Raw genomic sequence first — 25,547 nt, 5'->3', positions numbered from 1 at the left:
GCATTCGGGAAGGCGACGCAATGGCTACCATCTCGCTGGAGGTAAACGGCAAGGCGAGGACGCTCGACCTGCCGGACAACACCCTGCTGATCCACGCCCTTCGCGATCACCTGCGGCTGACCGGCGCGCACATGGGTTGCGACACCAGCCAGTGCGGCGCCTGCACCGTCCATGTCGACGGGATGGCGATGAAAAGCTGCGCGATGCTGGCCGTGCAGGCCGACGGTCGCCGGGTCACCACCGTGGAGGGGCTGGCAAGCGACGATGCGCCGCTTCATCCGATGCAGCAGGCCTTTCATGACAATCACGGGCTGCAATGCGGTTTCTGCACCCCCGGCATGGTGATGATCGGCCTCGACATCGCCCGCCGTCACGCGCGGCCCGATCCGTCCACCGTGCGCGCGGAGCTGGAGGGCAATCTGTGCCGCTGCACCGGCTACCAGAACATCGTCGCGGCCATCGTCGACGGGGCGGGCAGGATGGAGACCCGGCCATGAACCTGACCGCATCGCGCGTGAAGTTCGGCCAGTCGGTCAAGCGGCAGGAGGATGGCCGTTTCCTGCGCGGCAAGGGCAGGTATGTCGACGACATGATCCTGCCGGGCCAGCTTTACGCCGCCTTCGTGCGATCGCCGATGGCCCATGCCCGGATCACCGGCATCGACGCCGATCATGCTGCCTCGATGCCGGGGGTCGAACGCGTCCTCACCGCGCGGGATCTAGTCGCGGCCGGGCTGCCTCCGCTCCCCTGCGGCTGGGCGATCACCTCGCGCGACGGCACGCCGATGAAGGTCGGCGTCCGGCATGCGCTCGCGCTCGACAAGGTCCGCTATGTCGGAGAGCCGGTCGCGCTGGTCGTGGCGCGAACCCAGGCGCAGGCGAAGGACGCGGCCGAGGCGGTGATCGTCGACTACGACGACCTGCCGGCGATGGTCGACGTGCTCGACGCGATGGCGGAAGGTGCGGGGCTGATCCATGACGAGATCGACGCCAACTGCGCCTTCGACTGGGAGATCGGCGACGCCGCGGCGACCGAGGCCGCCTTTGCCGGGGCGGCGCACCGCATAGCGTTGACCCTGCGCAACAACCGGCTGGTGCCCAACGCGATCGAGCCGCGCGCCATCAACGCCGGCTGGGACGGTTCGAGCGAGGAGCTGACCGTCTACATGACGCATCAGAACCCCATCGGCATGCGGATGTTCTATGCCGCCGCCTTCGGGCTGGCGGCGGAGCACAAGCTGCGGATGGTATCGCCCGATGTCGGCGGCGGGTTCGGATCGAAGGCGCACAACTATCCCGAAGAGGTGGCCGTGACCTTTGCCGCCAAGCTGGTCGATGGCCCGGTGAAGTGGACCGCCGACCGCAGCGAGGCGTTCCTGACCGACGCGCATGGCCGCGATCACCTGACCGACGTGGAGCTCGCGCTGGACGGGCAGGGTCGCTTCCTGGCGCTGCGGGTGGACACGCGGGCCAATGTGGGAGCCTATCTGTCGAGCTCCGGCTCACTGGTGCCGACCTACATGTACGCGACGATGCTGTCGGGCCAATATGCGATCCCTGCCATCCATGCGCGGGTGAGGGCGATCTATTCGAGCACGTGTCCGGTCGACGCCTATCGCGGTGCCGGGCGTCCCGAGGCCGCCTACGTGATCGAGCGGATCGTCGATGTCGCGGCGCGGGAACTGGGGATCAATCCGGCGGAAATCCGGCGGCGCAACTTCATCCGCGAATTTCCGTACCAGACCCCGGTCGTCTACCAGTACGATTCCGGCGATTACGAAAAGAGCCTCGATGCCGCGCTGGAATTGGCCCATTACGCCGGCTTCGCCGGGCGCAGGGCCGAGAGCGAACGTCATGGCAAACTGCGCGGAATCGGTCTTGCCGCTTATGTCGAGGCTTGCGGCATCGGCCCTTCGGCCAAGCTGGCGAAGCTGGGCAGCGGCGCGGGCATGTGGGAATCGGCCGAGGTGCGGGTTCATCCGATCGGCACGGTCGAGGTTCTGACCGGCGCCCATTCGCACGGGCAGGGCCACGCGACGACTTTCGCGCAAGTGGTTTCCGACCGGTTCGGCATACCGATCGAGAACGTCTCGGTGATCCAGGGTGACACCGCGCGGGTCCAGGCGGGGACCGGCACGTACGGTTCGCGCGCATCGGTCGGCATGTCGGCGACGCTGCGGGCCTGCGACCGGATCATCGACAAGGGAAAGAGGATCGCCGCGCACCTGATGGGGGTCGACTACGACGCGGTCGAGTTCGACGACGGGCTGTTCTCGAGCAAGGACAGCAACGTCACCATCGCCTTTGCCGAGATGGCTTATGCCGCCCATGCCGCCGCGAGTTTCCCGACCGACGAGATCGAGCCGGGGCTGGTGGCGACGAGCTTCTTCGATCCGCCGGAATTCACCTATCCCGCCGGTGTCTACGTCTGCGAGGTGGAGATCGACCCCGATACCGGCACCGTCGAAGTCGCCAGCTTCTGCGCCGCGGACGATTTCGGCAACGTCGCCAATCCGATGATCGTGGAGGGCCAGGTTCATGGCGGCGTGACCCAGGGCATCGGCCAGGCGCTTTGGGAAAACGCGCTCTACGACGCGGATACCGGCCAGCTGATGTCGGCGAGCTTCATGGATTACGGCATGCCGCGCGCCCAGGGCGTGCCCGATTACAAGCTGGTCTTCAGCGGCGTTCCTTCGCCGAGCAATCCGCTGGGCATGAAGGGTTGCGGCGAAGCGGGGGCGATCGGCGCTCCGCCGGCGATCATCAACGCCGTCTGCAACGCGCTCGATGTCCGGCATGTGGACATGCCGGCGACCCCGGAAAAGATCTGGCGCCTGTGCCGGCAGGGAAAGGCGGGCTGATGTACGACTTCACCTATCGTCGACCCGCCGACCTGGCGGAAGCGAGGGCAATCCTGGCCGGGGACGAAGGCGCGCAGCCGCTGTCCGGCGGGCAGACCCTGATCCCGGTTCTGCGGGCGCGGCTCGCCATGCCGGCCGTGCTTGTCGATCTCACCGCGCTGGACGAACTGAAGGGCATCGCCGCGGAGGGTGGACGCATCCTCATTCCCGCCGCGACGACGCATGCCGAAGTCGCGGCGAGCGGCACGGTCCGCGAACACTGCCGCGCGCTCGCCGCGCTGGCGGGGGGCATCGGCGATCCGCAGGTGCGCCATCGCGGCACCATCGGCGGCTCGGTCGCCAACAACGATCCCGCCGCCTGCTATCCCAGCGCGTGCCTCGCGCTCGATGCCGAAATCCGGACCGATCGCAGGCGCATCGCTGCGCCCGACTTCTTTTCCGGCATGTTCCAGACCGTGCTTGAGCCGGGGGAAATCGTCACCGCGGTCAGCTTCCCCGCCTGCCGCGGGGCGCATTACGAGAAGTTTCCCAATCCCGCCTCACGCTTCGCCCTGATCGCGGTCTTCGCCGCGCGACTGGCGGGAGAGACGCGGCTGGCCGTCACCGGCGGCGGCACGGGGGTGTTCCGCTGGCACGAAGGCGAGCGGGCGGCGGACGGCAACGGCGACCTGTCGGAGGCTGCCCTTGATGAGGGCCGTTTCACCGGCGATCTTCATGCCAGCGTCGAATACCGCATGCACCTGACCCGCGTCATGGCGCAGCGCGCGCTGGCGAAAATCCACTGACTGGGACGATCGAGAAAGCATGGAAATCAAGGGCTCCTATCTTCTGCCGTGCACGCCGCAGCGCGCGTGGGAAGCGCTCAACGACCCCGAACTGCTCAAGAGCTGCCTGAAGGGCTGCGAACGGCTGGAGAAGACGGCGGACGATCGTTTCGAGGGGACGGTGCAGGCCAGGGTCGGACCGGTCAGCGCCCGGTTCAACGGATCGCTGACCCAGACCGACGTCGAGGCGCCGCATCGTTGCACGATGGTCTTCGAAGGGCAGGGGGGCGTTGCCGGGTTCGCCAAGGGCTCGGCCGACGTCACGCTGGACGAGGCAGAGGGCGGAACGCGGCTGTCCTACGATGCCGATGCAAAGATCGGCGGCAAGCTCGCGCAGATGGGCGCCCGCCTGGTCGAGGGTACGGCGCGATCGATGGCCGAGGATTTCTTCGGCGCGTTTTCGGCGGCGCTCGCTGCGGAACGGGCGGACACGAACGCGGCAGCGTCGCCCGCACCCGAAGCCGCCACCCCGGCGAATGCGCCCGAGGTGGTCCCGGCATCGAGCGCGGCGGAAGCCAAGAGCGGCCCGGGCCGGGCGTGGCTGGTCGGCCTTGCCGTTCTGGCGGTCGTCCTGATTATCCTCTGGCTCGCGTGATCCTCGTCCAGGCGTAATTAGCCGGACGAGGGCTGGAACGACCTGAGCGCATCGTCCGCGCGCATCAGCGCCAGGCGGACGGTGTCGTAATCGTCCTCGCCGATGGCTTCCATGAGCCGGTCTCTTACCTGCCGGCTCAGGTGATTGGCCTTGGTCGCCACCTTGCGCCCCTTGGCCGTCAGGGAGGCGATCACCATCCGCGAATCCTCCTTGCCCTGCTCCCGCTTCACGTAGCCCAGCTTTTCGAGGCGCTTGATCTGATGCGAAATCGTCGATTGCGGCAGGGCCATGACCTCGACGATCCTGCCGGCGGGTATCGGTCCTTCCTCCAGAATCACGACCATCATGCGCGACATCACCAGGTCGACACCCCATTGCTGGAAATAGGGATTGCACGCCCGCATCATCAGCGCGTTGATGCGATGGACGAGAAACGACGGCCGTTCCAACAAGGGGGGGAGCGCGACAGGCTCGGTAATAGGCTCAGTGCTGGGCTCGGTCATCTTGATTCCATCCCTGTGGGGCAACCCTTTGCGGCGAAGTTCGGATAGCGGCCCAATAGGGGCATCAGCCCGGCGGCAACAGCGAAGAATAACGCCGACACCATGAAGCTCGCGGCATAGTTTCCGGTCAGGTCGTGGAGCCAGGCGAACAGGAACGGCGCGGTCGCGCTTCCCGTCGCCAGCGCGGCATAGGCAAGGGCATAAATCTTCGAATAGTGCGCGAGCCCGAAATAGCGCGCGGTCAGGAAGGCGAGCAGGTCGAGCTCGGCACCGGCGGCCAGCCCGAGCAGGGCGCAGGAGAGCAGCAGCAACGCGGGATCGGTCGCGTCGCGAAGCAATAGGCTGGCGATGGCGGGCAGCAGCAGGACCGTGGTTGCCACCGCAGGTGCCCAGACTCGGTCTACGACGAACCCGACCAGCACGCGACCCGGGATCATCGTGATGCCGACCGCCCCCGCGAAGGCCGCGGCGGCCTGGGCGCCGATGCCGCGATCGACCAGCGCCGGAACGAGGTTGGTCATGGTGCCGGATATCGCCAGGTAACCAAGGAGGATCGAGAGCGAGAGGACCCAGAAGCGATAGTCGCGAAGCGCTTCCGATACCGTGGCTCCGACAAGGTCGCCGCGCGCCTCGCTTGCGCCGTGGTCGCGACGACGGGGACGCAGCCACAAGTAGACAAGGGGCAACGACACGACGATCGGCAGGAGCGCGACCCCGCGTATCGCCATGCGCCAGCCGGCCTGTTCGACCAGCCACACGATCAAGCTCGGCAGCAGCAGTGCGACGAGCGCGGTGCCCACCAGCGCCAGGCCGAGCGCGGCACCGCGGGTCTTTTCAAAACTGCCCGAAACCACGCGTGACCAGAGCACCGGGTTGGTGCCCGCGCCCAGGATCGCGGTGAGCGCGAACCCGGCGTAGAAAACGGCCAGGCTGGTGGCGAAGGACGCGATCAGCAGTCCCAGCGACACCCCGACGATGGCTGGCAGCGCGACCGTGCGGCTGCCGAACCGGTCGATCATCCAGCCGGTCACCGGCGCGGTCAGCGCGCCCAGCCCGGAACTGAACAGGATGGCAAGCTGGATGTCGGCCCGCGCCCAGCCAAGCTCGGCCTCGATGGGCCGGGTCAGGGGACCGATCGCATAGAACGGCAGGGCTATCGCGCTGAGGCCGACCCCGACCGCGCAGGCGACAAGCAGCCGCCAGCCATCGCGCAGTTCGCCCATGTCGCCGGCGCCGGTCACGGCCCGACCCCGATCCGCATGCGGGCGCGCCCGGTTCGGTGCCGATCCATCGGGCTAGACCTCGATGGCGAGAGTGCGGCCGTCCCAGGTCCGGGCGGCATCGGCCACGGCGGCGTAGAAATCATGGAGCGACTGGTTGACGCGGTAGATCTCGACCATGTGGCCGAGGCTCGCGACGGTATCGACATAGGCCGCGCCGCGCTGTTCGGCGGTGACGAGTTCCGTCGCGATGTCGCAGCCCCGATCGCGGTAATGACGCACCATCGCGTCGTAGCTTTCCGGGAACAGGGCGAGGTGGTGGACCCCCTCCTGGTCGGGTGCGTACATGTCGCGAAAGGCCGACGGGTTGGCACAATGCTGCATGACCAGTTCGATCTGGACCGGCCCCGCCTGCGCATGGGCGGCGCTGATGTCGAGCGTCACGGGTTGCCCGCGATAGAAGACGGGGGACAGGCCGATGTGCCGCCGCACGAGGAACGGGCCGATGCCCATCAGCGCGGCAAATCGCGGCATGGCCTCGTCGATGTTGGCGACATGGTAGGCCACCTGCACGAAGTGCTGGCGCCCGGGGCTGCTCAGTGGCGGTCGCACGCATCCCTCCAGATATATCGAAATCAATACTTCACCTCGTTGGCGATTGATGTCAATAAAGGCGTGAGGGAGAGCAAAAGAGCATGAAACTGGGTCTGGAGGGGCGCACCGCGGTGGTCATGGCCGCAAGCCAGGGCATCGGGCTCGCCTCGGCCCGGGGCTTTCACGCGGCGGGTGCCAATGTCGCCATCTGCGCGCGCTCGCAAGACGCGCTCGACGAAGCGGCGGCCAGCATGCCCGGCTGCCTCGCGATGACCGCCGACGTGACGGACGAAGGCGGGATCACTGCCTTCATCGACGCCGCGCAGCGCCGTTTCGGCGCGGTCGATGTGCTGGTCAACAACGCGGGCGGGCCGCCGCCCGGATCGTTTTCCGAACTTGACGACGCGCAATGGATGCAGGCGTTCGAGCTCACCCTGATGTCCGCAATTCGCGCCGCCCGCGCGGTTTTGCCGGGCATGAAGGCGCGATCGTGGGGCCGGATCGTCAATATCTCCAGCTTCGGCGTGAAGCAGCCGGTGCCCAACCTGACCCTGTCCAACAGCGTCCGGATGGCGGTGCTGGGCTGGGCAAAGACTCTGGCCAACCAGGTCGGCCCGGACGGCATCACCGTCAACACCGTCTGCCCGGGATGGACACGCACCGCGCGGGTGGAGAAGCTGCTGGCGCAGCAGTCGCGCGAAAGCGGCAGGACCCCTGCCGAGATCGAGGCGGCGCTGGTCAAGGACATACCGCTGCGCCGAACCGGCGTGGCCGAGGAGGTGGCCAACCTCGTCGTCTTTCTGGGCTCGGAGGCCGCCGCCTACATGACCGGAACCGCCATAGCCGTCGACGGCGGCGTATCGCAGGGCTACGCATGAGCATCACCGACGCCAGGGTCATCGACATCCACGCCCATGCGGTGCTGGAGGAGACGTTCGGCACCGCGGGGGAATACGGACCGGCGCTGACCGAAGAGGACGGCGTGCCGGTCTTCCGCATCGGCAGCTACAAGCTGCGCGGCGTCCGCTATCGCGGCAGCGCGTTCATGGATCCCGAGGTGCGCATCGCGGCGATGGATCGCGCTGGGATCGACTGGCAGCTGCTGTCGCCCAACCCGCTCACTTATTTCCACTTCATCCCGGCGGCCGAGGCGATCGCATTCTGCCGCAGGCACAACGACATCATGGCGGCGCTGGTGCGAACCCGGCCCGACCGTTTCGGCGGGGCGGCGGCACTGCCGATGCAGGACGTGACCGCGGCGATCGCCGAACTGCGCCGGGCCGTCACCGAGCTGGGCCTGGTGGCCGCCTACATCGGCACCGACATGCCGCACGGGCTCGACGATCCGTGCATGGACCCGTTCTACGAGGCGGTCTGCGCGCTGGACGTGCCGCTTTTCATTCATCCCGCACCTGCCGGTATCGACGGGCCGGCGGCGAGCCCGGCGCTCGCGAAATACGAGCTCGACATCATGCTCGGCTTCACGATGCAGGAGTCGATCGCGGTCGCCACCCTGCTGTTCGGCGGCGTGCTGCATCGCCATCCCGCGCTCGACATCTGCATCAGCCATGGCGGCGGGGCGGTGGCGCTTGTCTGGGGCCGGCTGGAGCAGGCGGCGAAGAAGCGGGCCTGGGCGCCGGACCATCTGCGGCGGGACGGGGCCTTTGCCGAACAGCTGCGCCGGATATGGTACGACATCCACATGCACGACGACCGGGCGGTCGATCTTCTCGTGGAGCGGGTCGGTACGTCGCGGCTCGTCTACGGCACGAACTTCGCCGGCTGGGACGCGCCCGAGACGTTCCACATGCCGACGACGGACCTGCCGCTTGCCGACAACGCGAGGAGGTTGCTGAGAGCATGACCGAAGACGAAGGCCGCACCGGCAATCCGATCCTGTCGAGCCGCAACCGCCTGAAGCTCGGGGTGTTCGGCCTGAACGTGTCGAACGGCTGTTCGATGATCGACGATCCGGCCACGCTGGAGATCACTTGGGAAGAGAGCAAGCGCATCGCCCAGACCGTCGACCGGCTTGGCATCGAGGCGATCATCCCGGTGGCGCGGTGGAAGGGGATGGGCGGCAAGGTCAATTTCAACCACCGCAATTTCGAGACGTTCACCTGGGCGGCGGGGCTTGCGGCCGTCACCGACTATTCGGCGATCTTCGCCACGTTCCACGTACCCACCGTTCATCCCGTGCGGGCGGCCAAGGAAGTCGCGACGATCGATCACATCTCCGGCGGGCGCTTCGGGCTCAACATCGTCGCCGGCTGGAACTACAAGGAAATCGCCATGTTCGGGCTGGAGCAGCGCGAACACGACGATCGCTACGACTACTCCGACGACTGGATCGAGATGTGCAAGGCGCTGTGGACGCGGGAAGAGCCGTTCGACTACGACGGGCCCTATCTCCAGTCGCCGCAGCTCTATTCGCAGCCCAAGCCGGTGCAGAGGCCGTGGCCCGCCCTGATGAGCGCGGGGAACAGCGCGCGGGGGCAGGAATTCGCCGCGCGGCATACGGACGTCAATTTCGTCGTTGCGCAGGACATCGCCCAGGCCGGCAAGATCGCCGCGGCCGGTCGCACGCTCGCGCGGGAGAAGTTCGGTCGCAGGATGCAGGTGTTCGGGCAGGCCTATGTCGTCTGCCGGGAAACCGAGCGCGAGGCGCGGGACTTCATCCGCGAGGCGGTGGAGAAGCGTGGCGACTGGGAAGGCGTGCGCAACCTGCTCGACGTGCTGATTCCCAATTCGAAGAGCGCGCTTGGCGAGGGGTGGGAGGCGATGGCCGCGAACCTCATCGCTGGCTACGGCGCGATCCCGCTGGTCGGCACGAAGGAGCAGGTGGTCGAGGGCATGTTGCGGTTCGCCGATGCGGGCCTCGACGGGATCACCCTCAGCTGGATCGATTACGATGCCGGGCTGGCTCAGTTCGGCGAGGAGATCCTGCCGCTGATGCGGCAGGCCGGATTGCGGGAGTAGCGGGATGCGCGCGATCGAGGGAATGTCGGTGCTGGTGACGGGGGCAAGCTCCGGCATCGGCGCGGAAACGGTTCGCCACCTTGCCTCGCAAGGCGCCAGGGTCACCGCTTCGGCGCGCAGGCAGGACCGGCTCGACGACCTTGCCCGCGAAGTCGGCCCGAACTGTAGGGTCATCGCCGGCGACGTGACGGTGCAGGCCGATCGCATCGCCATGGTGGACGCGGCGCTGGACCATGGCGGCGGGATCGATGCGCTCGTCAACAATGCCGGGGCGATGTTTCGCCAGCCGGTCGCGGGCTATACCGAGGATCACCTGCGGCAGGCCTTCGAAACCAACGTCATTTCCGGCATGATGCTGTCGAGCATCGCGCTCGACCACCTTGCCCGGGGCGAGGGTGCGATCATCTTCATCGGCTCGACCCACACGCGCCGCGCCTTTGCCGGGGCCAGCCCTTATGCGACCACCAAGGCCGCCGTCGAGGGGCTGACGCGGGTGATGGCGGCAGAGCTTGGCCCCCGCAAGGTCAGGGTCAACTGCGTCCTGCCGGGGGCGGTCATTACCGAGCTCAACACCAGTGCGGGGGTGATGAGGCCCGAGGACATCGAGGAGCGCTACGCGGCCATCGCGCAGGAACATGTCCTCGGCCGCATCGGCACCGCCCGCGAAATCGCCGAAGCCATCGAATATCTCGTCCGGGCGGAATGGGTCACCGGCGTCGCGCTGGAGGTCGATGGCGGGATCGGCCTGGGCGTGTCCGCCGGTGTGGCCGGCAAGGGGAAATGATCAGGTTCCGCGCGTGATGCCGAGCCCCATGCCGCCATCCACCGTGAGCACCGCCCCGGTCGCGAAGTCGCTTTCCATGAAATAGGCCACCGCGTGGGCGATGTCCTCGCCCTGTCCCAGGCGGTCGATCGTCTGGATCGAATTGAGCGTTTCGTAACGGGCCCTGGCCTCCGCCTCCGATAGCAGGCCTGCCCGCACGTTGATCTCGGTAAGGACACTGCCGGGCACGACGCAGTTCACCCGGATGCCCCGGTCGCCCAGTTCCGCAGCATAGACCTTGCTCAGCGTTTCAACCGCGGCCTTGGTCGCGGCGTAGGGCGATGCGCCCGGAAACGCGCGCTGCGCATGGACCGATCCGACGAACACGACCAGGCCGCGGGTCCGCGAAAGCGCCGGAACGGCAAGGCCGGTCAGCATCATGCCGGCCACCACGTTCACATGGAAAATGTCGAGCACCGCCTGTTCGTCGAGCGTTTCGACAGGGCCCCTCAGCATGTTGCCGGCGTTGTTGAACAGGCAGTCGAGCCGTCCGTCCGCATGGTCCAGTGCCGCGGCGATCATCGCCTCGCGGTCGCTTGCACGGGTGACGTCCCCGGCGATCGCGTTGCACCCGATTTCGGACGCCTTGGCCGCGATGCGGTCGGCCCTGCGCCCCGTGATCGTCACGCGTGCGCCGCGCTCGGTCAGGTAGCGCGCCGTCGCCTCGCCGATGCCCGATCCGCCGCCGGTGATCAGCACGCCCTGGTTCTCTATGACCCGCATGGCCGTCCTCCCTAAGTAACCGTCCGGCCGCCATCGGCGGTGATGCACTCGCCGGTGACGAAGCCGGACGCATCGGACAGAAGCCAAACGATGGCCTGCGCGATCTCTTCGGGCCGTGCCGTCCGGCCCAGCGGAATGGCCGCCACCGTCGCGGCCTCGCCGCCGGGACGCGTCCGCATCTGTTCGTCGAACATCCCGGTTCGCGTCGTTCCGGGCAGAACCGCGTTCACGCGCACGTTGTCGGCCGCGCCGTCAAGCGCGGCGGATCGGGTCAGTCCGATGACCGCGTGCTTGCTGGCGGTATAGGCGGCAAGACCCTTGAAGCCGCGTTTTCCCGCGATCGAGGCGACATTGACGATGGAGCCGCCCTGACCGCGCATCGCTGTCATCTCGAGTTGGAGACAGCGGAACGTGGCGCGCAGGTTGATCGCCATGAGCCGGTCGAAAAGCTCGCCGTCTATTGCGTTGATGGGCAGGGCGGCCTGGGTCATGGCCGCGTTGTTGACCGCGCCGTGGAGCGTCACCCCGCCATCGCGAAGCCGATCGAACATGTTTTTCAGGGCAGGATCGTCGGTAAGGTCGAGACAGACGAAGGTCCCACCCGTCTCGTGCGCCAGCGCCTCGCCTTCCTCGCGCCTCCTGCCGGTGCCGATGACTTCGGCGCCGAGGCCCGCCGCGAGCCTGAATGTCGCCGCGCCGATTCCGCTCGTGCAGCCGTTGACCAGGATGGTCTTGCCGGTGAGCGTGCTCATCGCGCCAGCCACGCGAGCTGGCCCGCGATCAGTTCACGGTGGCCCGTCGCACCGATGGAGCGCGCATCGTGCCCGAGCGCATCGACCGCGACTCTCCCGTTGCCGTAGTTCCGCACCCAGGCGACCGGCTGCGGACCTTCTGCCATCGTGCACGTGGCGAGAACCTCGCAATCGCCGGACGGATCGAGGTTGTGATAAGCCTCGTCCCACAGTTCGAAACGGTCTGGCCCGTGCGAGATGGCCGCGCCCGCGACCGTGAGCGCGATCTCGATCGGACCCATCGGCGGGTGATGCGAGCGGTTCCATTCCCAGCCGCCGCCCATTACCTCGCGCCAGCGCGGCTGGCGGTCGAAACAGATCGTCGAAACGTGCAGGACGAAAAACCGCCCGCCGCCCCGGACATAATCGGCGAGGGCATCCATGTGCGCGTCGGGCAGTTCATAGGCATATTGCGCCCTGTCCGCTGCGTACTTCTCGTGCTGCGTCATCGACCAGCGCAGGGCGTTGACAGCCAGCAGCGCCGGCTTTTCCCGCAGGGAGGCGATGGCCGCGTCGATATCCTCCTCGACGCGGACGGCATAGCCGGCCTCGCCGATGATCCGCGCCAGTGCGGCCGAGCTTTCGGCAAACGGATGCGAGTAACCGCCGCTCAGGATGACAGCGGACGGATCCACTATTCGCGCGGCAGGTTCTTGAGCACGGCGTGGGTGACACCGCCGTCGACGACGAGGTCATGCCCGTTGATGTAGGCGCCCTGCGGCGAGTCGAGAAACAGCACCGCCTGCGCGATGTCTTCCGGCGTGCCGAGCCTGCCCAGCGGGACGCCCGCAGTGCGCAAGGCGCGTATCTTGGGGTCGGCGTAGATCGGGGTCGACATGCCGCCATCGATGAAGCCGGGGGCGATCGAATTGAACCGCAGGCCCGCCTCGCCGTATTCAAGCGCGAACTGGCGCATCAGCTGCTTCACCCCGGCCTTGCTGGCCGGATAGGCGCCGGACCCCGGCCCGGGGCCGTAGGCGTTGATCGAGGTGAGCGAAATCACGTGACCGTTGCCGCGCGGCGCCATCCGGCGAACCGCCGACCGGGTTGCCCAGAACACGCCGAACAAATTGACCTCAAGCGCGGCGCGAATGTCCTCGTCGCTCTGGTCGGCAAGTTGCCCGAAGCGCACGATCCCGGCGTTGTTGACGAGGAGGTCGACCGCTCCGCCGAACCGGTCGAAGGCGTTTTCGACGGCCTTCGGGTCGCACACGTCGCAACTCAGCGGCACGGCACCGTCGATGGCCGCGCAGCGTGCTTCGACCGCGGCTTCGTCGCGATCGAGGATGCCTACCTTGTAGCCGTTCGCGGCCATAAGCGCGGCGATCGCGGCGCCGATGCCATTGGCGCTGCCGGTGATGATGGCGCTGCGGCTCATGAACGCTCCTTGACGAAGGCGACGGGGTAGCGGCCCCAGTTGGGGCGGACGGTTTTCGGATCGGGCGTGGGCGGATCCTCGGCGATCCTGCGGGCGCCGGCCGCCAGCAGGCGGGTGACGACGGACGGGACAATGCCGAACTGCACCTTTTCCGGCGGCGTGCCGGGTTCGGCAAGGACACCGCCGTCCAGTTCCCGCCCGAGGCAATGATGGGTTCCGAAGCCGAAGCTGAGGCCCGTCTTCATCTTGCCCTTGGGCGCGATGCGATCGGGATCGAACCTTTCGGGATCGGGGCCGAAGACCTCCGGGTCGCGATTGGCCTTGAAGAAGTCGAGGTAGACCATGTCGTGCTCGGCAAGGCTCCCCGCTCCGTCGACGTGCATCGGGCACGTCGCCTCGCGCCAGGCCTCGGGGCTCGCCGGGTGCAGGCGCAGGCTCTCGTGCACGCAATGCTGGACGAAGACCGGATCGCGTAGCCGCTGCCAGCGAAGATCGTCCTCACCCGCCCAGTTCAGGATCTCGTCCAGCGCATGGACGACCGAGTTGGCCGTCGAGTGCGACCCGGCCTGCATGTAGAAGCCGACTTCGCGCACGCGCTGGGCATGGTCGAACTGCAATTCGTCCTGCGCGCGCAGGATCACCGTCAGGATGTCGCGGGGAAGCTGGTCCTCGCCGATCTCGCCCGCCTCGAACCGGGCAAGCAGGTCTGCCCGCCGCGCGATCGAGGGAGAGAGGAACGCCTCGTCGAACTCGGCCATCGCGTCGCGGACCTCGGCCTCCAGCTCGAGCCTGTCGCGCGTGGAGTGGACCATCGTCGCCGCTTCCGAGAACTTCTTGGTGAGCCGGATGAGCTGCTCGGTCTCCTCGCCCGTTTTCGAGGGGCGGTCGACGCCGGCAAAGTCCGCCGTGAGATTGACCGTCAGCCGATAGCCGAGATCGATCAGGTCGCCCCCGCCGGCCGCGATGAACGGCGCGATGGTCTGCTCCAGCGTGGTGGGGAAGACCTCGGTCTCGTAATACCGGAAGAAGTTCCTGCGGAAGACGCGGGATTCGATTTCGCGGCGTTTCAGATGCGGCTTGCCGTGCAGTGTCAGCAGGGTGCCTCGGGTGATGACATCGCCCGCGTCGTACATCGCCTGGCGCAGATCGGGATTGCGCAGCGCCGCCTCGCACTCGCGATAGCGTTCGATACGGTTCGCCGGCATCAGATCAGCGCCTCTTCCGGCCTGAAGATCACCGGGTATTCCGACCAGGTGATCCGGGTGATCGTCTCGTCCTTCCTGGGCGGCTTGTCGGGGTCGCGCTGCACGCCGAACTTGAGCAGCGCCTCGACGATGAGCGGCACCGTGCCGTACTGGTGATCGGCGGCCTTGCTGTTCGGGCGCGGCTCCACGCCGATGGCCAGGTTTCGCCCGATGCAGGCGTGCATACCATAGCCCATCGAAAGCCCATAGGGCGTCTTGCCGCCGCCAACGCTTCGGTGGGGATTGTAGCGGTCGGGATCTTCGCCGAAATAGGCGCGGTCGCGATTGGCTTGGCGCAAGTCGACGGCGACCTCTTCGCCTGCCGCGACCTCGGTTCCTTCGGCAAGGGTCAGCGGGCAGATCGCGCGGCGCTTGGCGACCGGGCTGGACGGATGCAGCCGCAGGCTTTCGAAGACGCAGCGCTGGATGAAGAAGGGATCGTCCTTCAGCAGGGCGATGTCTTCGGGGTGTGCGTCCAGCCACTCGAACAGTTCGTGCACCGCGTGGGATAGCGAATGGATGGTCGTGTGCGCGCCCGCGAGCATGTAGAAGATGCCTTCCTGCAGGAACTGCGCGTCGGTCAGGCGCAACTTGTCCTGCCCCAGCACGAGCGCCATGAGCACGTCGTCGGGCAGGTCCCGCTTGTCCATGCGTCCCGCCTCGACCTCGGCCAGAAGGCCCTCGCGGCGGCGGCGCGAGGGTCCGAGGAACTGCGCGTCGAATTGCGCCATGGCCTCGCGGATGCGGGCCTTCTTCGGCTCGACATCGTCCTCCAGCGACTGGCCGAGCGCCGGGGCCAGGCTGAATTCCTTGAGCAGGCGGAGCAGCTCTCCGGTCTCCTCGGGGCTTCGTTGCGGACGATCGATCCCGGCGAAATCGACCGTCAGGTTCATCATGACGCGGTAGCCGATATCGACGAGATCGCCGTGGCCGGCCTTGAGGAAGGGGCGGATCGTCTCGTCCAGCGTGCGCGGAAGGAAGTTCTTCTCGTAGTGGAGGAACACGTCCTTGCGGAAGATCGTCCCTTCGACCAGTCGGCGCGCGCGATGTTCGGCGCCGTGCAGGTTGACGAGAACGTCGCTCATCATCATCGCCGCCGCATCGTAAAGCGATTGGCGCAGGTCCGGCTGTTTCAGCGCGTGGACGCAGCCTTCGTAGGTTTGGACCGAATGCTCGCCCATCACCGCCAGCCCAGGGTCGCCGCGCGGGTGGCGGGGATCGCCGAATAGTTCGACACACGCCACGAGGGCAGTGCCGTACGCTCGGGCAGGGGCGTATCGATATCGACGGGCCGCCCGCCCTTGAAGACGTGCCGGATCGCGCCAGGCCGCCCGAGCAGGGTGACATCCCGGGTCACGTCGCCATCGACCACGATGACATCGGCAATGCGCCCCTTTTTGAGCGTGCCGAGCCGTCCTTCCTGCTTGATCGCGCGCGCGCCCTCTCGCGTCGCGCAGATCAGCGCCTGCTCGGGCGTCAGGCCCATGTTCTCGACGAAAATCTGCAGTTCGCGCCAATGCCACTCGCCATAAGGGGTGAGCGAGAACCCGCTTTCGGTGCCGCACAGGAAGGGTACGCCCGCATCGTAGGCCCGTTTGAGCTGGATCGAGCTTTCGGCGATCTCTTTGGCGAACAGGTCTTTCAGAAACGCGCTCGAACCGATCTTGTCGCCGTGATCGGCGAGCACCGCCTGCAACGTCAGCGTCGGCACGATCGGCACCTTGCGTTCGATCACCGCGTCGAGCGCCTCTTCATCCATGTAGGTGGCATGAAGGATCATGTCGAAGCCCGCTCGCGCCGCGTCGCGAGTGGAGGACGCGTTGCGGCAATGGCCGGTGATGGGAAGGCCCAGTTCGTGCGCGGTGTCCGCTGCGAGCTTGAGTTCGTCCAGGTTCCAGACCTGGATCTCCCCTTCGGCGCGCTGGCGCGGGATGAGGCCGGTGACGTGAATCTTGATCCAGTCGACGCCGCGCTTGGCCTGTCGCCGGATCTCGGTGACGATCTCGTCCTTCGTGCGGGTGACCTTGAGATAGCCGATCGCGCCTTCGTCCGGCACCAGGATGCCCGCCGTTCCGCCGACGGAGGTGAACAGCGCGTTGCCGCCGCAGGTCATCCGCGGGCCTTCGCAGACGCCGCCTTCGATGGCGTCCCGCAGATCGAGCGAGACGCTGAAGATCGTGTCCGCGTCGAAGAAGCTGGTCACCCCCGCGCGCAGCACCTTGCGGACGTTGTGGGCGGCGACCAGCGCCGATAGCCCTTCGCGCCGGTGGAAGAAAAGCTCGTCGTTGGAATGGGGTTCGTCGAAGCTGATGTGGCAGTGGGCATCGATCAGGCCCGGCATCACGGTGCAGCTGCGGGCATCGATGCGGACGACATCGTTGCGACCGTCGGCCCAGTCGAGCGCGGCCTGTCCCGTCGCGGCGATTTCGCCGTCGAAGGCTATCGGCTGAACGACCGCCGCCGAGCCCGTCGCGTCGAACACCAGCCCGTTTTCGATCAAGGTCGCGCGATCAGACATCCGGTTTTCCAGTCTCCTCCCTGCAAGTTTTATATCGAGATCGATATTTTATGCAAGGGTGTCGGGCGTGGCGCGCTCTCGAAGATTGCGGGCAGCTCATCGACGGCAGAAAGCCGCGCTTCAGCGGCCGTCCAGCCGGTCGGTCGATAGCACGAACCGGCTTCGACAAGGCGGCGCGAGCGTATGGACAACCGGTTCGGCGACATTCCGGAGCATCAGGAAAAAGGGTGAGACCCCGGCGGTGGCGCGAGGCAGGTTGCCGTTGCTCGGTTCCAATAGCGCGCGCCAGAGCGTGATGAAGCAATGTTGCGACATGGTGCCGGCTACAGGATTCGAACCCGTGGCCCCCTGATTACAAATCAGGTGCTCTACCAACTGAGCTAAGCCGGCGCGCCGATTGGCGTGGCTTTGCCTCTGCCTCACGGCGCGCCGAAGGTCCAGCCCTCGGTTGCGGCAATCTGCGCCGAAAGGCCTGCCGGCGACCAGAGCGCGGCGTCGCCTGCTCTCGTGCGCAGCCAGGCCGCGGTGAGCAATGCGTCGGAGGCATGATCGTCGATCGGGCCGCTGCCGCCCAGCGCAGGCGAGCCCAGTGCCGCCAGCGCGGTGTCGAGCGAGGCATGATCGCGGATCTTGCTGCGCCCCGCCGCGCGGGCGGCGGCGATGGCGGATAGCGCGGTGTAGATTTCGACGATCACCGGACCGTCCGAAGGCAGGGGATCGACAGGCCAGACCGGCACACGCCCGTTAAGTCGGTGCAGCACGCGCATCCCGGTCAGGCTCGACTTGCCGACTTGTGCCGCGCCGATCAGGTTGAAATTGGAGTAGGGCTTGCAACCGAGGGTTTCCTGCGCCCGTTCCGTCACCCGGAAACGCCCACGGCGGTGCGCTGCGCCGGGTGCGTGAAAGCGCGCCCCTTCCAGCCCGCCATGACGCCGGAAATAGGGGCTGAAGCTGGGGTGCGCGACGAAGCTCGATGCGGCCAGGTGCAAATCGGGCGCGCAGACATCGTCGACCAGCGCCCAGAGCGCGCGGGCATCGGCAGGGCTTGCGGCAAGGCCGGGAAAGAACGCTCCGCAATCGGCAAACGGCAGCGAGATGCCGAGGTCGAGGCCGACCAGCGCATCGCCGGGCAGGTCGTTGGCAAGAAACGCCAGCACGTCCGCGCGCGACCATCCGCCCTGCCGCGCCAGCAGCCGGGGCGGGCCCTCGGCACTCGCGATGGCAAGGGCGATGCCGCCCAGTCGCTCTCCCGCCGCGCCCGACCAGTCGATGGCGACGAACGTGCCGAAGCGTCGCATCAGCGATCGCGCCGGGTCATCGGCGCTCGCGGCGCTTCTTGTCCCACCACTCCAGCCGCTCGATCACCTGCCGCTCGAACCCGCGCGGGACGGGGTTGTAATAAGTCTGCGGGCTCATCCCCTCGGGCCAGTAGTCGTCGCCCGAAAAGCCGTCCTCGGCGTCGTGGTCGTAGGCATAGCCCTTGCCGTAGCCCAGTTCCTTCATCAGCTTGGTGGGCGCGTTGAGGATGTTCTGCGGCGGGGCAAGGCTGCCGGTCTCCTTTGCGCTTTTCCATGCCGCTTTCTGCGCCTTGTAGGCCGCGTTCGACTTGGGCGCGGTAGCGCAGTAGAGGCAGGCCTGGACGATGGCCAGTTCGCCCTCGGGGCTGCCGAGGAAGTCGTAGGCGTCCTTGGCGGCAAGGCACTGGACCAGCGCCTGCGGGTCGGCCAGCCCGATATCCTCGCTGGCAAACCGGACCAGGCGGCGCAGCACGTAAAGCGGTTCCTCCCCCGCCGTCAGCATCCGCGCAAGGTAATAGAGCGCGGCCTGCGGATCCGACCCGCGCAGCGATTTGTGGAGCGCGCTGATCAGGTTGTAGTGCCCGTCGCGATCCTTGTCATAGACGGCCAGTCGCCGCTGGAGGAACTTGCGCAACGCGTCGGTGTCGAGCGGGACGTCGATCTTCGCGGCGTAGAGCGTCTCGGCCTGGTTGAGCAGGAACCGCCCGTCGCCATCCGCGCTCGCCACCAGCGCAGCGCGGGCGTCGGGATCGAGGGGCAGGGGCCCGACAAGCGCCTCCGCCTTGTCGAGAAGGGCCGAGAGCGCCGCTTCGTCCAGCCGTTCGAGCACCAGCACCTGCGCCCGGCTGAGCAGCGCGGCGTTGAGCGCGAAACTGGGGTTCTCGGTCGTGGCGCCGACCAGCGTGACCGTGCCGCGTTCGACGAAGGGCAGGAAACCGTCCTGCTGCGCGCGGTTGAAGCGGTGGATCTCGTCTACGAAAAGGAGCGTGCGCTGCCCTGCCTTCTGTGCGACTTCGGCTTCGGCAAAGGCCTTTTTCAGGTCCGCGACGCCGGAAAACACCGCGCTCACCGCGGCAAAACGCATGCCGACGCTGTCGGCCAGAAGCCGCGAAATGCTGGTCTTGCCGGTGCCGGGCGGCCCCCACAGGATCATGCTGGTCAACCGCCCAGCCGCCACCATGCGCCCGATCGCGCCATCCGGCCCGGTCAGGTGGCCCTGTCCCACGACGTCGGCCAGCGTCGCCGGGCGGAGCCGGTCGGCCAGTGGCGCATCCTCGCCGGCCATCGGCGGAATGGCGGCGGCGGGCGGGTCGTTTGCGAAGAGGTCGGCCATGATGTTCACCCGCAATCTAGGGCGCGCCGGGCGAATTGCCAGCAGGCATCCGCCGCGCTACGCTCCGCGCCGGACAAGAGGGAAGGGGACCAGCCGATGCCGAACGGCGCACGCGTGCCGACGCCGACGATGTTCTGGATCGTCGCGGTGTTGAGCCTGATCTGGAACGGGTTCGGAGCCTTCGACTATCTGCAGACGCAAACCGGAAACCGCGACTATCTCGCCTCGATGGCGCAGGCGTCGAACGTTACGGTCGACGAACTGATCGCGCACGTGCGCGCCATGCCGTGGTGGGGCCATGCATTCTGGGCGCTGGGCGTCTGGGGATCCGTCGCCGGTTCGCTGCTGCTCCTGGCGCGCAGCCGGTTCGCGCTGCACGCTTTCCTGGTGTCGCTGGTCGGGCTGATCGTGACCAGCATCCTGGGCTTCGTGGATCCGCTGCCCGGCCAGACGGACATGACGATGCCGATCGTCTTTACCATGATCCTTTTCGCGGTGCTGATCGCGCTCGTTCTCTACACGCGAAAGATGATTGCACGGCGGGTGATCGCCTGACCGCGCGGGCTCAGCCGCGTTTCACCAGCCGCGCATAGGCACGCGCGACCGCGCTGTTGATACGGTCCCAGCCGAATTCGGCGGCACGCGCCTCTCCTGCCGCGCCGTGCGCGCGGGCCAGCGCCGGATCGGTAAGATAGGCGGCCAGCGCATCGGCGAAGGCCTCGACGTCGGCGGGCGGGACGAGGCGGCCGGACTTGCCGTCCGCCACCAGGCTCTCGCTGCCCGTCGCCGCCGCGGCGACCACCGGGAGCCCGCAGGCCATTACCTCCAGCGTGACGTTGCCGAACGTCTCGGTCACGGAAGGGTTGAACAGCATGTCCATGCTGGCGACCGCGCGGCCGAGGTCCGCCCCGCTCTGATGCCCGACGAAGACGGCTGCGCCATCGGCCTCGCCGCGCGGCAGGCTGTCCTCGAACCAGCCGCGCGCCGGGCCTTCGCCGATGACCAGCACTTGATGCGCTACGCCGCGGTCGCGCAGAGCCTTCATCGTGGCGGCGAAGATGTCGAGACCCTTTTCCATGACCAGCCGGCCGAGGAAGCCGACGACCATCGCATTGTCGGCGATGCCGAGCGAGCGGCGCCATGCCATGTCGCGCTTATCGGGGTGGAAGATCGTGCGATCGACGCCTCGCGTCCACAGCGAGACATCGTCGTTCATCCCCTGGTCCCGCAAAACGCGAACCATCGATTCGGACGGCGCGACCAGCGCATTGCAGCGCTGGTAGAAGCGGCGAAGGCCAGCCTCGACCACCGGCTCCATGAAGGCCATGCCGTAGTAGCGGGGATAGGTTTCGAACCGGGTATGGACCGAGGCGAGGACAGGCTTGCCGCGCTTGCGCGCCCAGGTGACGGCGCGGTGGCCGACCACGTCGGGGCTGGCGACGTGCACGATATCGGGGTCGAAAGCCTCCAGATCCGCCTTGGCCTCGCCCGCCAGCGCCAGCGGGAAGCGGTATTCGGCGCGGCCGGGAATTGGCACGGACGGAACCGGCACCAGCGTGCCCGTCGCCTCGAATGCGGGGTTTTCAACGACCGGGGAATAGATGCGGACCCTGGCCCCCTGCCGCAGCAGATAACCGACCAGCCGGTTCAACGCCTGGTTCGCACCGTCACGGACGTAATTGTAGTTGCCGCTGAATAGCGCGATACGCATGCCCGCCACCGGCGAGGTGCCGGCGCCTGCGTCGGTGGCCGTATCGGTATGGGCAGCGTCGAGCATGGCAAGCGGCCTTACTCGCGGTGGTCCGGTTTGGCGAGAGGGGGCGGGCAATTTTGGCGTGCCCGCGCCTCTCGTGGTCGGATCGGTCAGCCCAGGATCGAAGTGAGGAACCAGACCCGCTCCTCGGCCTGGTCGGTCCAGTCGTCGATCAACCCGTCGGTCGCGTTGTCGCCGGCCTCGCCGGCCAGTTCCTTCAGCTCCTTCAGCGTCTTGACCAGCGCGGCGTTGTCGTCACGCAGTTTCTCGACCATCTGCAGGGGTTTGAGCGAGGTGCTGTCCTCGTCCGCCACCTTGGTCTTCGCGGCGACCGAGCCGATCGAGGTGAGCGTGTCGGCGGCGTTCTTGCGAACGCGTTCGGCGATGATGTCGACATTGGCGAAGATCTCGGCCGCCTGCTCGTCGAACAGGAGGTGCAGATCGCGGAATTCGCGGCCCGTCACGTGCCAGTGGAAGTTCTTGGTTTTCAGGTAGAGGGCAAGGTGGTCGGCCAGCAGGCCGTTGAGGCCGTCGACCAGCGCCTTTTTCGCGTTGTCGCCCATGTTCCGATATCTCCAGGTCGCAGTTGAAAAGGTGTGCACCTTACTAACACAATCGGGCTTTGTCCGTTTCTTCGATTAATCCGGACACGGCGTTCGGCTCAGTCGATCAGGGGATCGTCGCCAACATCAAACCCTTGCATCGAGCTTGCGGGCGATGGCGGCAAAGCCGGTCACCAGCACCGGGATCAGCACGAGCGACAAGACAACCTTGGCGATCATCTGGCCGGCCAGCAGCACGCCGATAGGAAAGACGCCGTAAAACGCGATGGTCACGAACAGCAGGGTGTCGATGGCCTGCGACAGCGCGCCGGCCAATCCCGCGCGCAACCAGACCGGGCCGCCGAAGCGGGTCTTGATCGCGCTGATGACCGTGATGTTGAGCAGTTGCGAGGTGCCGTAGGCGATCGGCCCGGCGATCCAGATGCGCCATGTCGACGACAGGATCGAATCAATCGCCGCGAGCCGGTCGGGGTCCATTTCCGGAGAGGCGGGCATTGCCTTCACGAAGGCCGCCAAGACGATGGAAAAGAGGATCGGTACAAAACCCCAGAGCACCAGCTTGTTGGCAGTGACCCGGCCGTAGACCTCGGCCACCGCACCGCCCATCGCGACGAGGAACAGGAAGCCGAACATCCCGGCCTCCACCGCCAGCGGGCCGAGCGCGACCTGCTTGTTGCCCAGGACACCTGCAAAGGTGCACATTCCGCCGTAGAAGACCGCGATGGCGAACAGGCCGGGGGCAAAGAGGCCGCGGGGTACGGCGATGAGGGACTGGGGCGTCGTGTCGGTGGCGGAATTGGTCATGCGCAGCAGCGATAGCGGCTTTGCGCCCGCCCGCAAGCGGGCTTTGCCGCCGGCGTCCCCAAGGCCTGCGACGCGGCTTCGATTGACCGCGCTCGCGTGCGCGTCTAGTTGCCGCCGAAACCGCCTCTCACCCCCTTCACTTGCCGAAAGATGCCGCCGCCCGATGGCCCGCGAATCCTATGACATCGTTGCCCTGGGCGATGCCATCGTCGATGTGCTTGCCAAGCGCAGCGACAGGTTTCTCGACGAATGCGGCGTGGTCAAGGGCACGATGCGCCTGCTCGGCGATGCCGAGGCCGACACCCTGGTTGCCGCGATGCACGCCAGCGGGCCGGTCGATGAAGTGCCCGGCGGCTCTGCGGCCAACACGCTGGCAGGGGCCGCGGCGCTGGGCGCGCGCTGTGCCTTCATCGGGCAGACGGGCGCGGACCGGCTGGGCGATCTGTTCGCGGCGCACATGCACGCGCTCGACATTGATTTCGCCACTCCGCCGCTGGCAAACGTGCCGACCGGACGCTGTCTCATCCTCGTCAGCCCCGACGGCGAACGCACGATGCAGACCAACCCCGCGGCCAGCCACCGCCTGACCGCGGAGACGCTCGACGAGGATGCGGTGCGGGCTGCGCGGATGCTTTTTCTTGAAGGTTATCTCTGGGGACCGGATAAGCCGCGCGCCGCGATGCGCCGGGCCATCGAGCTGGCCCATGCCGAAGGCCGCGCCATCGCGTTCACGCTGTCGGATTCGATCGCGCTGCCCGGCCGGCGCGACAGCCTGGCCGCGCTGGTCGCGGACGGCGGCGTCGACGTGCTGTTCGCCAATGAATACGAGGCGTGCCTGATGGCCGCGACGGCCACGGTCGAAGAGGCCATTGCCCGGCTGTCGCCGCAGGTGCCGACCCTCGTGCTGACGCGCGGCGCGCAAGGGGCGATGGCGATCCACGCGGGCGAGCGGATCGAGATCCCGGCCTTGCAGGTCGAGAAGGTCGTCGACACGACCGGTGCGGGCGACCAGTTCGCCGCCGGTTTCATCGCCGCGCAAGTGCGGGGCCTCGACGTGGAGGCGAGCCTGCGGTCCGGCGCGGCGGCGGCGGCAGACATCATCACCCGCATCGGGGCGCGACCGGTCGCGCCGGGTGGGGCGGCGGACGGAGACAACGATTGAGCGGCATCACGAAGCTGGCGGTGTACTGCGGTGCTGCGGCGGGACGCGATCCGGCGCACCTCGACGCGGCGCATGAACTGGGCGCGATCATGGCAGCGCGGGGCATCGATCTCGTCTACGGCGGCGGCAAGCTGGGCCTGATGGGGGCGATCGCGGATGCGGTGCTGGCCGCGGGCGGAAGGGTCTACGGCGTGATCCCCTCGGCCCTCGTCAGCCACGAGGTCGCGCATCTCGGCCTGACCGAACTGCACGAGGTGGCCGACATGCATCAGCGCAAGGCCAAGATGACCCAGCTGGCCGACGGGTTCCTCTGCCTCGCCGGCGGCATCGGCACGTTCGACGAACTGTTCGAGGCGTGGACGTGGAACGCGCTGGGCTATCACGCCAAGCCGTTCTGCCTGCTCAACACCGCCGGTTACTGGGACAAGTTCATGGCCTTTTGCGACCATGTCCGCGACGAGGGCTTCATGAGCGCGGCGCGCCGCGACCAGTTGCTGAGCGCCGATACGATCGAGGATGCGCTGGACCGGCTCGAGGCTGCCGCCGCCGCGGCTCAGGACGGCCCGGTCTGGTAAGTCAGCCGAGCGCTGCCGGGCCGAAGGCGGCGGGCAGCAGGGCCGAGATCGTCGTCACGACCCAGTCGTCGCCATCGGCGCCCGCGCAGATCACCTCGATGTCGCGGCCCGACAGCGCCGCCGCTTCCAGGATTGCCTGGCGACAGCCGCCGCAAGGGGTGATCGGCTCTGCCCCGCCGATGATATCGTCGCGCATCGGCCCGCCCGCCACTGCGATCCGCGCGACTTCCCGCAGCCCGAAGGCATGCTGCGCCGCGCTCAGCGCCGCCTGTTCGGCGCAGAGGCCGAGCCGGTAGCAGGCGTTCTCGACGTTCGCGCCTGAAACGACGGTGCCGTCCGCCGCCTCCACCGCGCAACCGACGTGGAACCGCGAGTAGGGGGCATGTGCCCTTTGCGCGGCTTCGCGGGCGCGTGCGACGAGATCCTGGGTACTGGCCATGATCGTCCCTTACCGTCCCGCCGGTGCCGGGAAAAGTCCGACCTGTCTCCTCCCCGCCGCGAGACGCAAATCCAGCACTTTTGCTAGGGTCCGCAGACACGGTTCCGGCGGCAAAGGATGTGGAGCGGCGGGGCGGAAGGCTTGGACCTCGTCATGACCACGTGCAATATGACCGCGTGCGCCCGGCTGCCGGTTCGGCATGGGTGCATCGAGCGGTCGGCACGCTCAGGAGGGCAGATTACATGAACTTTCCCGCCATCCCGCAACGGGCCCTTGCGATAGGCGCGCGTGTCGAGGCGTTCGTTCGGGAGATTGTGTTTGCCTACGAGCGGGACGGCCGGCGCGATCACCACGGTGCGCCGATGGACGAGCTGATGTTCGAGATGCGGGAGAAGGCGCGGGCCGCGGGCGTGCTGACGCCGCACATCCTGGAGGACGGTTCGCACCTGTCGCAGCTCGAGACGGCTTATGTTCTGATCAAGTCGGGGCTGTCGCCGCTGGGCCCGCTGGCGTGCAACACCAACGCGCCGGACGAGGGCAACATGTACCTCCTGGGCCACGTCGGGTC

Annotated in this window: 27 protein-coding genes, 1 tRNA gene and 1 pseudogene; 12 read left to right on the top strand and 17 right to left on the bottom strand. The window is 67.4% G+C overall.

Features of this window, described 5'->3' with window-relative positions; translation table 11 throughout:
- Positions 1–20 precede the first annotated feature (20 nt).
- The 4 genes from J2X37_RS04135 to J2X37_RS04120 are packed head-to-tail and all read left to right on the top strand — an operon-like array spanning position 21 to position 4,279.
- Positions 21–497 carry a 2Fe-2S iron-sulfur cluster-binding protein gene (locus J2X37_RS04135; RefSeq protein WP_310018138.1) on the top strand — a complete coding sequence of 159 codons (477 nt, stop codon included), beginning with the start codon at positions 21–23 and terminating at the stop codon, positions 495–497.
- On the top strand, positions 494–2,860 hold the full coding sequence (locus J2X37_RS04130; protein WP_310018136.1) for a xanthine dehydrogenase family protein molybdopterin-binding subunit: 2,367 nt from the start codon (positions 494–496) through the stop codon (positions 2,858–2,860). The genes J2X37_RS04135 and J2X37_RS04130 overlap by 4 nt, the downstream gene beginning before the upstream one ends.
- Complete coding sequence (locus J2X37_RS04125) at positions 2,860–3,645, top strand: xanthine dehydrogenase family protein subunit M (protein WP_310018134.1); 786 nt, start codon at positions 2,860–2,862, stop codon at positions 3,643–3,645. Before J2X37_RS04130 ends, J2X37_RS04125 begins: the two co-directional genes overlap by 1 nt.
- Positions 3,646–3,664: 19 nt before the next feature.
- On the top strand, positions 3,665–4,279 hold the full coding sequence (locus J2X37_RS04120) for a carbon monoxide dehydrogenase subunit G (RefSeq protein ID WP_310018131.1): 615 nt from the start codon (positions 3,665–3,667) through the stop codon (positions 4,277–4,279).
- A gap of 17 nt (positions 4,280–4,296) precedes the next feature.
- Here J2X37_RS04120 and J2X37_RS04115 read toward each other — a convergent pair whose 3' ends face one another.
- Genes J2X37_RS04115 through J2X37_RS04105 form a run of 3 tightly spaced genes read right to left on the bottom strand, consistent with a single transcriptional unit; the run spans position 4,297 to position 6,614 of the window.
- Complete coding sequence (locus tag J2X37_RS04115) at positions 4,297–4,782, bottom strand: MarR family winged helix-turn-helix transcriptional regulator (RefSeq protein ID WP_310018128.1); 486 nt, start codon at positions 4,780–4,782, stop codon at positions 4,297–4,299.
- Positions 4,779–6,023: an MFS transporter gene (locus J2X37_RS04110; RefSeq protein WP_310018126.1), complete on the bottom strand. Its 1,245-nt coding sequence runs from the start codon at positions 6,021–6,023 to the stop codon at positions 4,779–4,781. The genes J2X37_RS04115 and J2X37_RS04110 overlap by 4 nt, the downstream gene beginning before the upstream one ends.
- A 54-nt stretch (positions 6,024–6,077) precedes the next feature.
- Complete coding sequence (locus J2X37_RS04105) at positions 6,078–6,614, bottom strand: VOC family protein (protein WP_310018124.1); 537 nt, start codon at positions 6,612–6,614, stop codon at positions 6,078–6,080.
- An 83-nt stretch (positions 6,615–6,697) separates the two neighbouring features.
- Here J2X37_RS04105 and J2X37_RS04100 point away from each other — a divergent pair, with 83 nt between their 5' ends.
- Genes J2X37_RS04100 through J2X37_RS04085 form a run of 4 tightly spaced genes read left to right on the top strand, consistent with a single transcriptional unit; the run spans position 6,698 to position 10,359 of the window.
- A complete protein-coding gene (locus J2X37_RS04100) occupies positions 6,698–7,474 on the top strand; it encodes an SDR family oxidoreductase (protein WP_310018122.1) in 777 nt (258 codons plus the stop codon).
- Entirely contained in the window at positions 7,471–8,460 is a 990-nt protein-coding gene (locus J2X37_RS04095; protein WP_310018120.1) for an amidohydrolase family protein, read from the top strand. Before J2X37_RS04100 ends, J2X37_RS04095 begins: the two co-directional genes overlap by 4 nt.
- Positions 8,457–9,575: an LLM class flavin-dependent oxidoreductase gene (locus J2X37_RS04090; RefSeq protein ID WP_310018118.1), complete on the top strand. Its 1,119-nt coding sequence runs from the start codon at positions 8,457–8,459 to the stop codon at positions 9,573–9,575. The genes J2X37_RS04095 and J2X37_RS04090 overlap by 4 nt, the downstream gene beginning before the upstream one ends.
- 4 nt (positions 9,576–9,579) lie before the next feature.
- Entirely contained in the window at positions 9,580–10,359 is a 780-nt protein-coding gene (locus J2X37_RS04085; RefSeq protein WP_310018116.1) for an SDR family oxidoreductase, read from the top strand.
- On the opposite strand, the gene J2X37_RS04080 is transcribed toward J2X37_RS04085, so the two are convergent.
- The 10 genes from J2X37_RS04080 to J2X37_RS04035 form a co-directional block, all read right to left on the bottom strand.
- Positions 10,360–11,121, bottom strand: coding sequence for an SDR family oxidoreductase (locus J2X37_RS04080; RefSeq protein ID WP_310018114.1), 762 nt, complete (start codon positions 11,119–11,121; stop codon positions 10,360–10,362). It abuts the gene before it with no gap.
- A gap of 11 nt (positions 11,122–11,132) precedes the next feature.
- Positions 11,133–11,873, bottom strand: coding sequence for an SDR family oxidoreductase (locus J2X37_RS04075; protein WP_310018111.1), 741 nt, complete (start codon positions 11,871–11,873; stop codon positions 11,133–11,135).
- Positions 11,870–12,547 carry a ThuA domain-containing protein gene (locus J2X37_RS04070; protein WP_310018109.1) on the bottom strand — a complete coding sequence of 226 codons (678 nt, stop codon included), beginning with the start codon at positions 12,545–12,547 and terminating at the stop codon, positions 11,870–11,872. Before J2X37_RS04070 ends, J2X37_RS04075 begins: the two co-directional genes overlap by 4 nt.
- The gene (locus J2X37_RS04065) at positions 12,547–13,290 is read right to left on the bottom strand and encodes an SDR family oxidoreductase (RefSeq protein WP_310018107.1); all 744 of its coding nucleotides are present in this window, start codon (positions 13,288–13,290) and stop codon (positions 12,547–12,549) included. The genes J2X37_RS04070 and J2X37_RS04065 overlap by 1 nt, the downstream gene beginning before the upstream one ends.
- Entirely contained in the window at positions 13,287–14,495 is a 1,209-nt protein-coding gene (locus tag J2X37_RS04060; RefSeq protein ID WP_310018104.1) for a cytochrome P450, read from the bottom strand. The genes J2X37_RS04065 and J2X37_RS04060 overlap by 4 nt, the downstream gene beginning before the upstream one ends.
- Entirely contained in the window at positions 14,495–15,715 is a 1,221-nt protein-coding gene (locus J2X37_RS04055; protein ID WP_310018102.1) for a cytochrome P450, read from the bottom strand. The genes J2X37_RS04060 and J2X37_RS04055 overlap by 1 nt, the downstream gene beginning before the upstream one ends.
- Positions 15,715–17,052, bottom strand: coding sequence for an amidohydrolase family protein (locus tag J2X37_RS04050; RefSeq protein ID WP_310018100.1), 1,338 nt, complete (start codon positions 17,050–17,052; stop codon positions 15,715–15,717). The genes J2X37_RS04055 and J2X37_RS04050 overlap by 1 nt, the downstream gene beginning before the upstream one ends.
- Before the next feature lie 314 nt (positions 17,053–17,366).
- Positions 17,367–17,442 (bottom strand) — tRNA-Thr (locus tag J2X37_RS04045).
- A gap of 29 nt (positions 17,443–17,471) precedes the next feature.
- Complete coding sequence (locus tag J2X37_RS04040) at positions 17,472–18,350, bottom strand: hypothetical protein (RefSeq protein WP_310018098.1); 879 nt, start codon at positions 18,348–18,350, stop codon at positions 17,472–17,474.
- Between the two features lie 16 nt (positions 18,351–18,366).
- Entirely contained in the window at positions 18,367–19,683 is a 1,317-nt protein-coding gene (locus J2X37_RS04035) for a replication-associated recombination protein A (RefSeq protein WP_310018096.1), read from the bottom strand.
- 96 nt (positions 19,684–19,779) lie between these two features.
- Here J2X37_RS04035 and J2X37_RS04030 point away from each other — a divergent pair, with 96 nt between their 5' ends.
- Entirely contained in the window at positions 19,780–20,238 is a 459-nt protein-coding gene (locus tag J2X37_RS04030; protein ID WP_310018094.1) for a hypothetical protein, read from the top strand.
- Positions 20,239–20,248: 10 nt separating this feature from the next.
- On the opposite strand, the gene J2X37_RS04025 is transcribed toward J2X37_RS04030, so the two are convergent.
- The 3 genes from J2X37_RS04025 to J2X37_RS04015 form a co-directional block, all read right to left on the bottom strand.
- On the bottom strand, positions 20,249–21,460 hold the full coding sequence (locus J2X37_RS04025; protein WP_310018092.1) for a glycosyltransferase family 1 protein: 1,212 nt from the start codon (positions 21,458–21,460) through the stop codon (positions 20,249–20,251).
- Positions 21,461–21,546: 86 nt separating this feature from the next.
- Positions 21,547–21,999: a DNA starvation/stationary phase protection protein gene (locus J2X37_RS04020; protein ID WP_310018090.1), complete on the bottom strand. Its 453-nt coding sequence runs from the start codon at positions 21,997–21,999 to the stop codon at positions 21,547–21,549.
- A gap of 126 nt (positions 22,000–22,125) precedes the next feature.
- Positions 22,126–22,803: a queuosine precursor transporter gene (locus tag J2X37_RS04015; RefSeq protein WP_310018086.1), complete on the bottom strand. Its 678-nt coding sequence runs from the start codon at positions 22,801–22,803 to the stop codon at positions 22,126–22,128.
- A 163-nt stretch (positions 22,804–22,966) separates the two neighbouring features.
- Here J2X37_RS04015 and J2X37_RS04010 point away from each other — a divergent pair, with 163 nt between their 5' ends.
- Together J2X37_RS04010 and J2X37_RS04005 are read left to right on the top strand one after the other, a co-directional pair.
- The gene (locus J2X37_RS04010; RefSeq protein ID WP_310018083.1) at positions 22,967–23,965 is read left to right on the top strand and encodes an adenosine kinase; all 999 of its coding nucleotides are present in this window, start codon (positions 22,967–22,969) and stop codon (positions 23,963–23,965) included.
- A 5-nt stretch (positions 23,966–23,970) separates the two neighbouring features.
- Complete coding sequence (locus J2X37_RS04005) at positions 23,971–24,540, top strand: TIGR00730 family Rossman fold protein (RefSeq protein WP_310019479.1); 570 nt, start codon at positions 23,971–23,973, stop codon at positions 24,538–24,540.
- 1 nt (position 24,541) lies between these two features.
- Here the strand turns inward: J2X37_RS04005 and J2X37_RS04000 are convergent, their stop codons facing one another.
- Entirely contained in the window at positions 24,542–24,979 is a 438-nt protein-coding gene (locus J2X37_RS04000) for a cytidine deaminase (RefSeq protein ID WP_310018081.1), read from the bottom strand.
- Positions 24,980–25,221: 242 nt separating this feature from the next.
- On the opposite strand from J2X37_RS04000, the pseudogene J2X37_RS03995 reads away from it, so the two are divergent.
- Positions 25,222–25,547: pseudogene (locus J2X37_RS03995) on the top strand (acyl-CoA dehydrogenase); the annotation flags it as partial.

The sequence above is a fragment of the Croceicoccus sp. BE223 genome, from assembly GCF_031457155.1.
In the GTDB taxonomy this organism is placed as follows: Bacteria; Pseudomonadota; Alphaproteobacteria; order Sphingomonadales; family Sphingomonadaceae; genus Croceicoccus.
The sequence above is the reverse complement of the archived record's forward strand: the minus strand, read 5'-3'. Positions and strand labels throughout refer to the sequence as shown.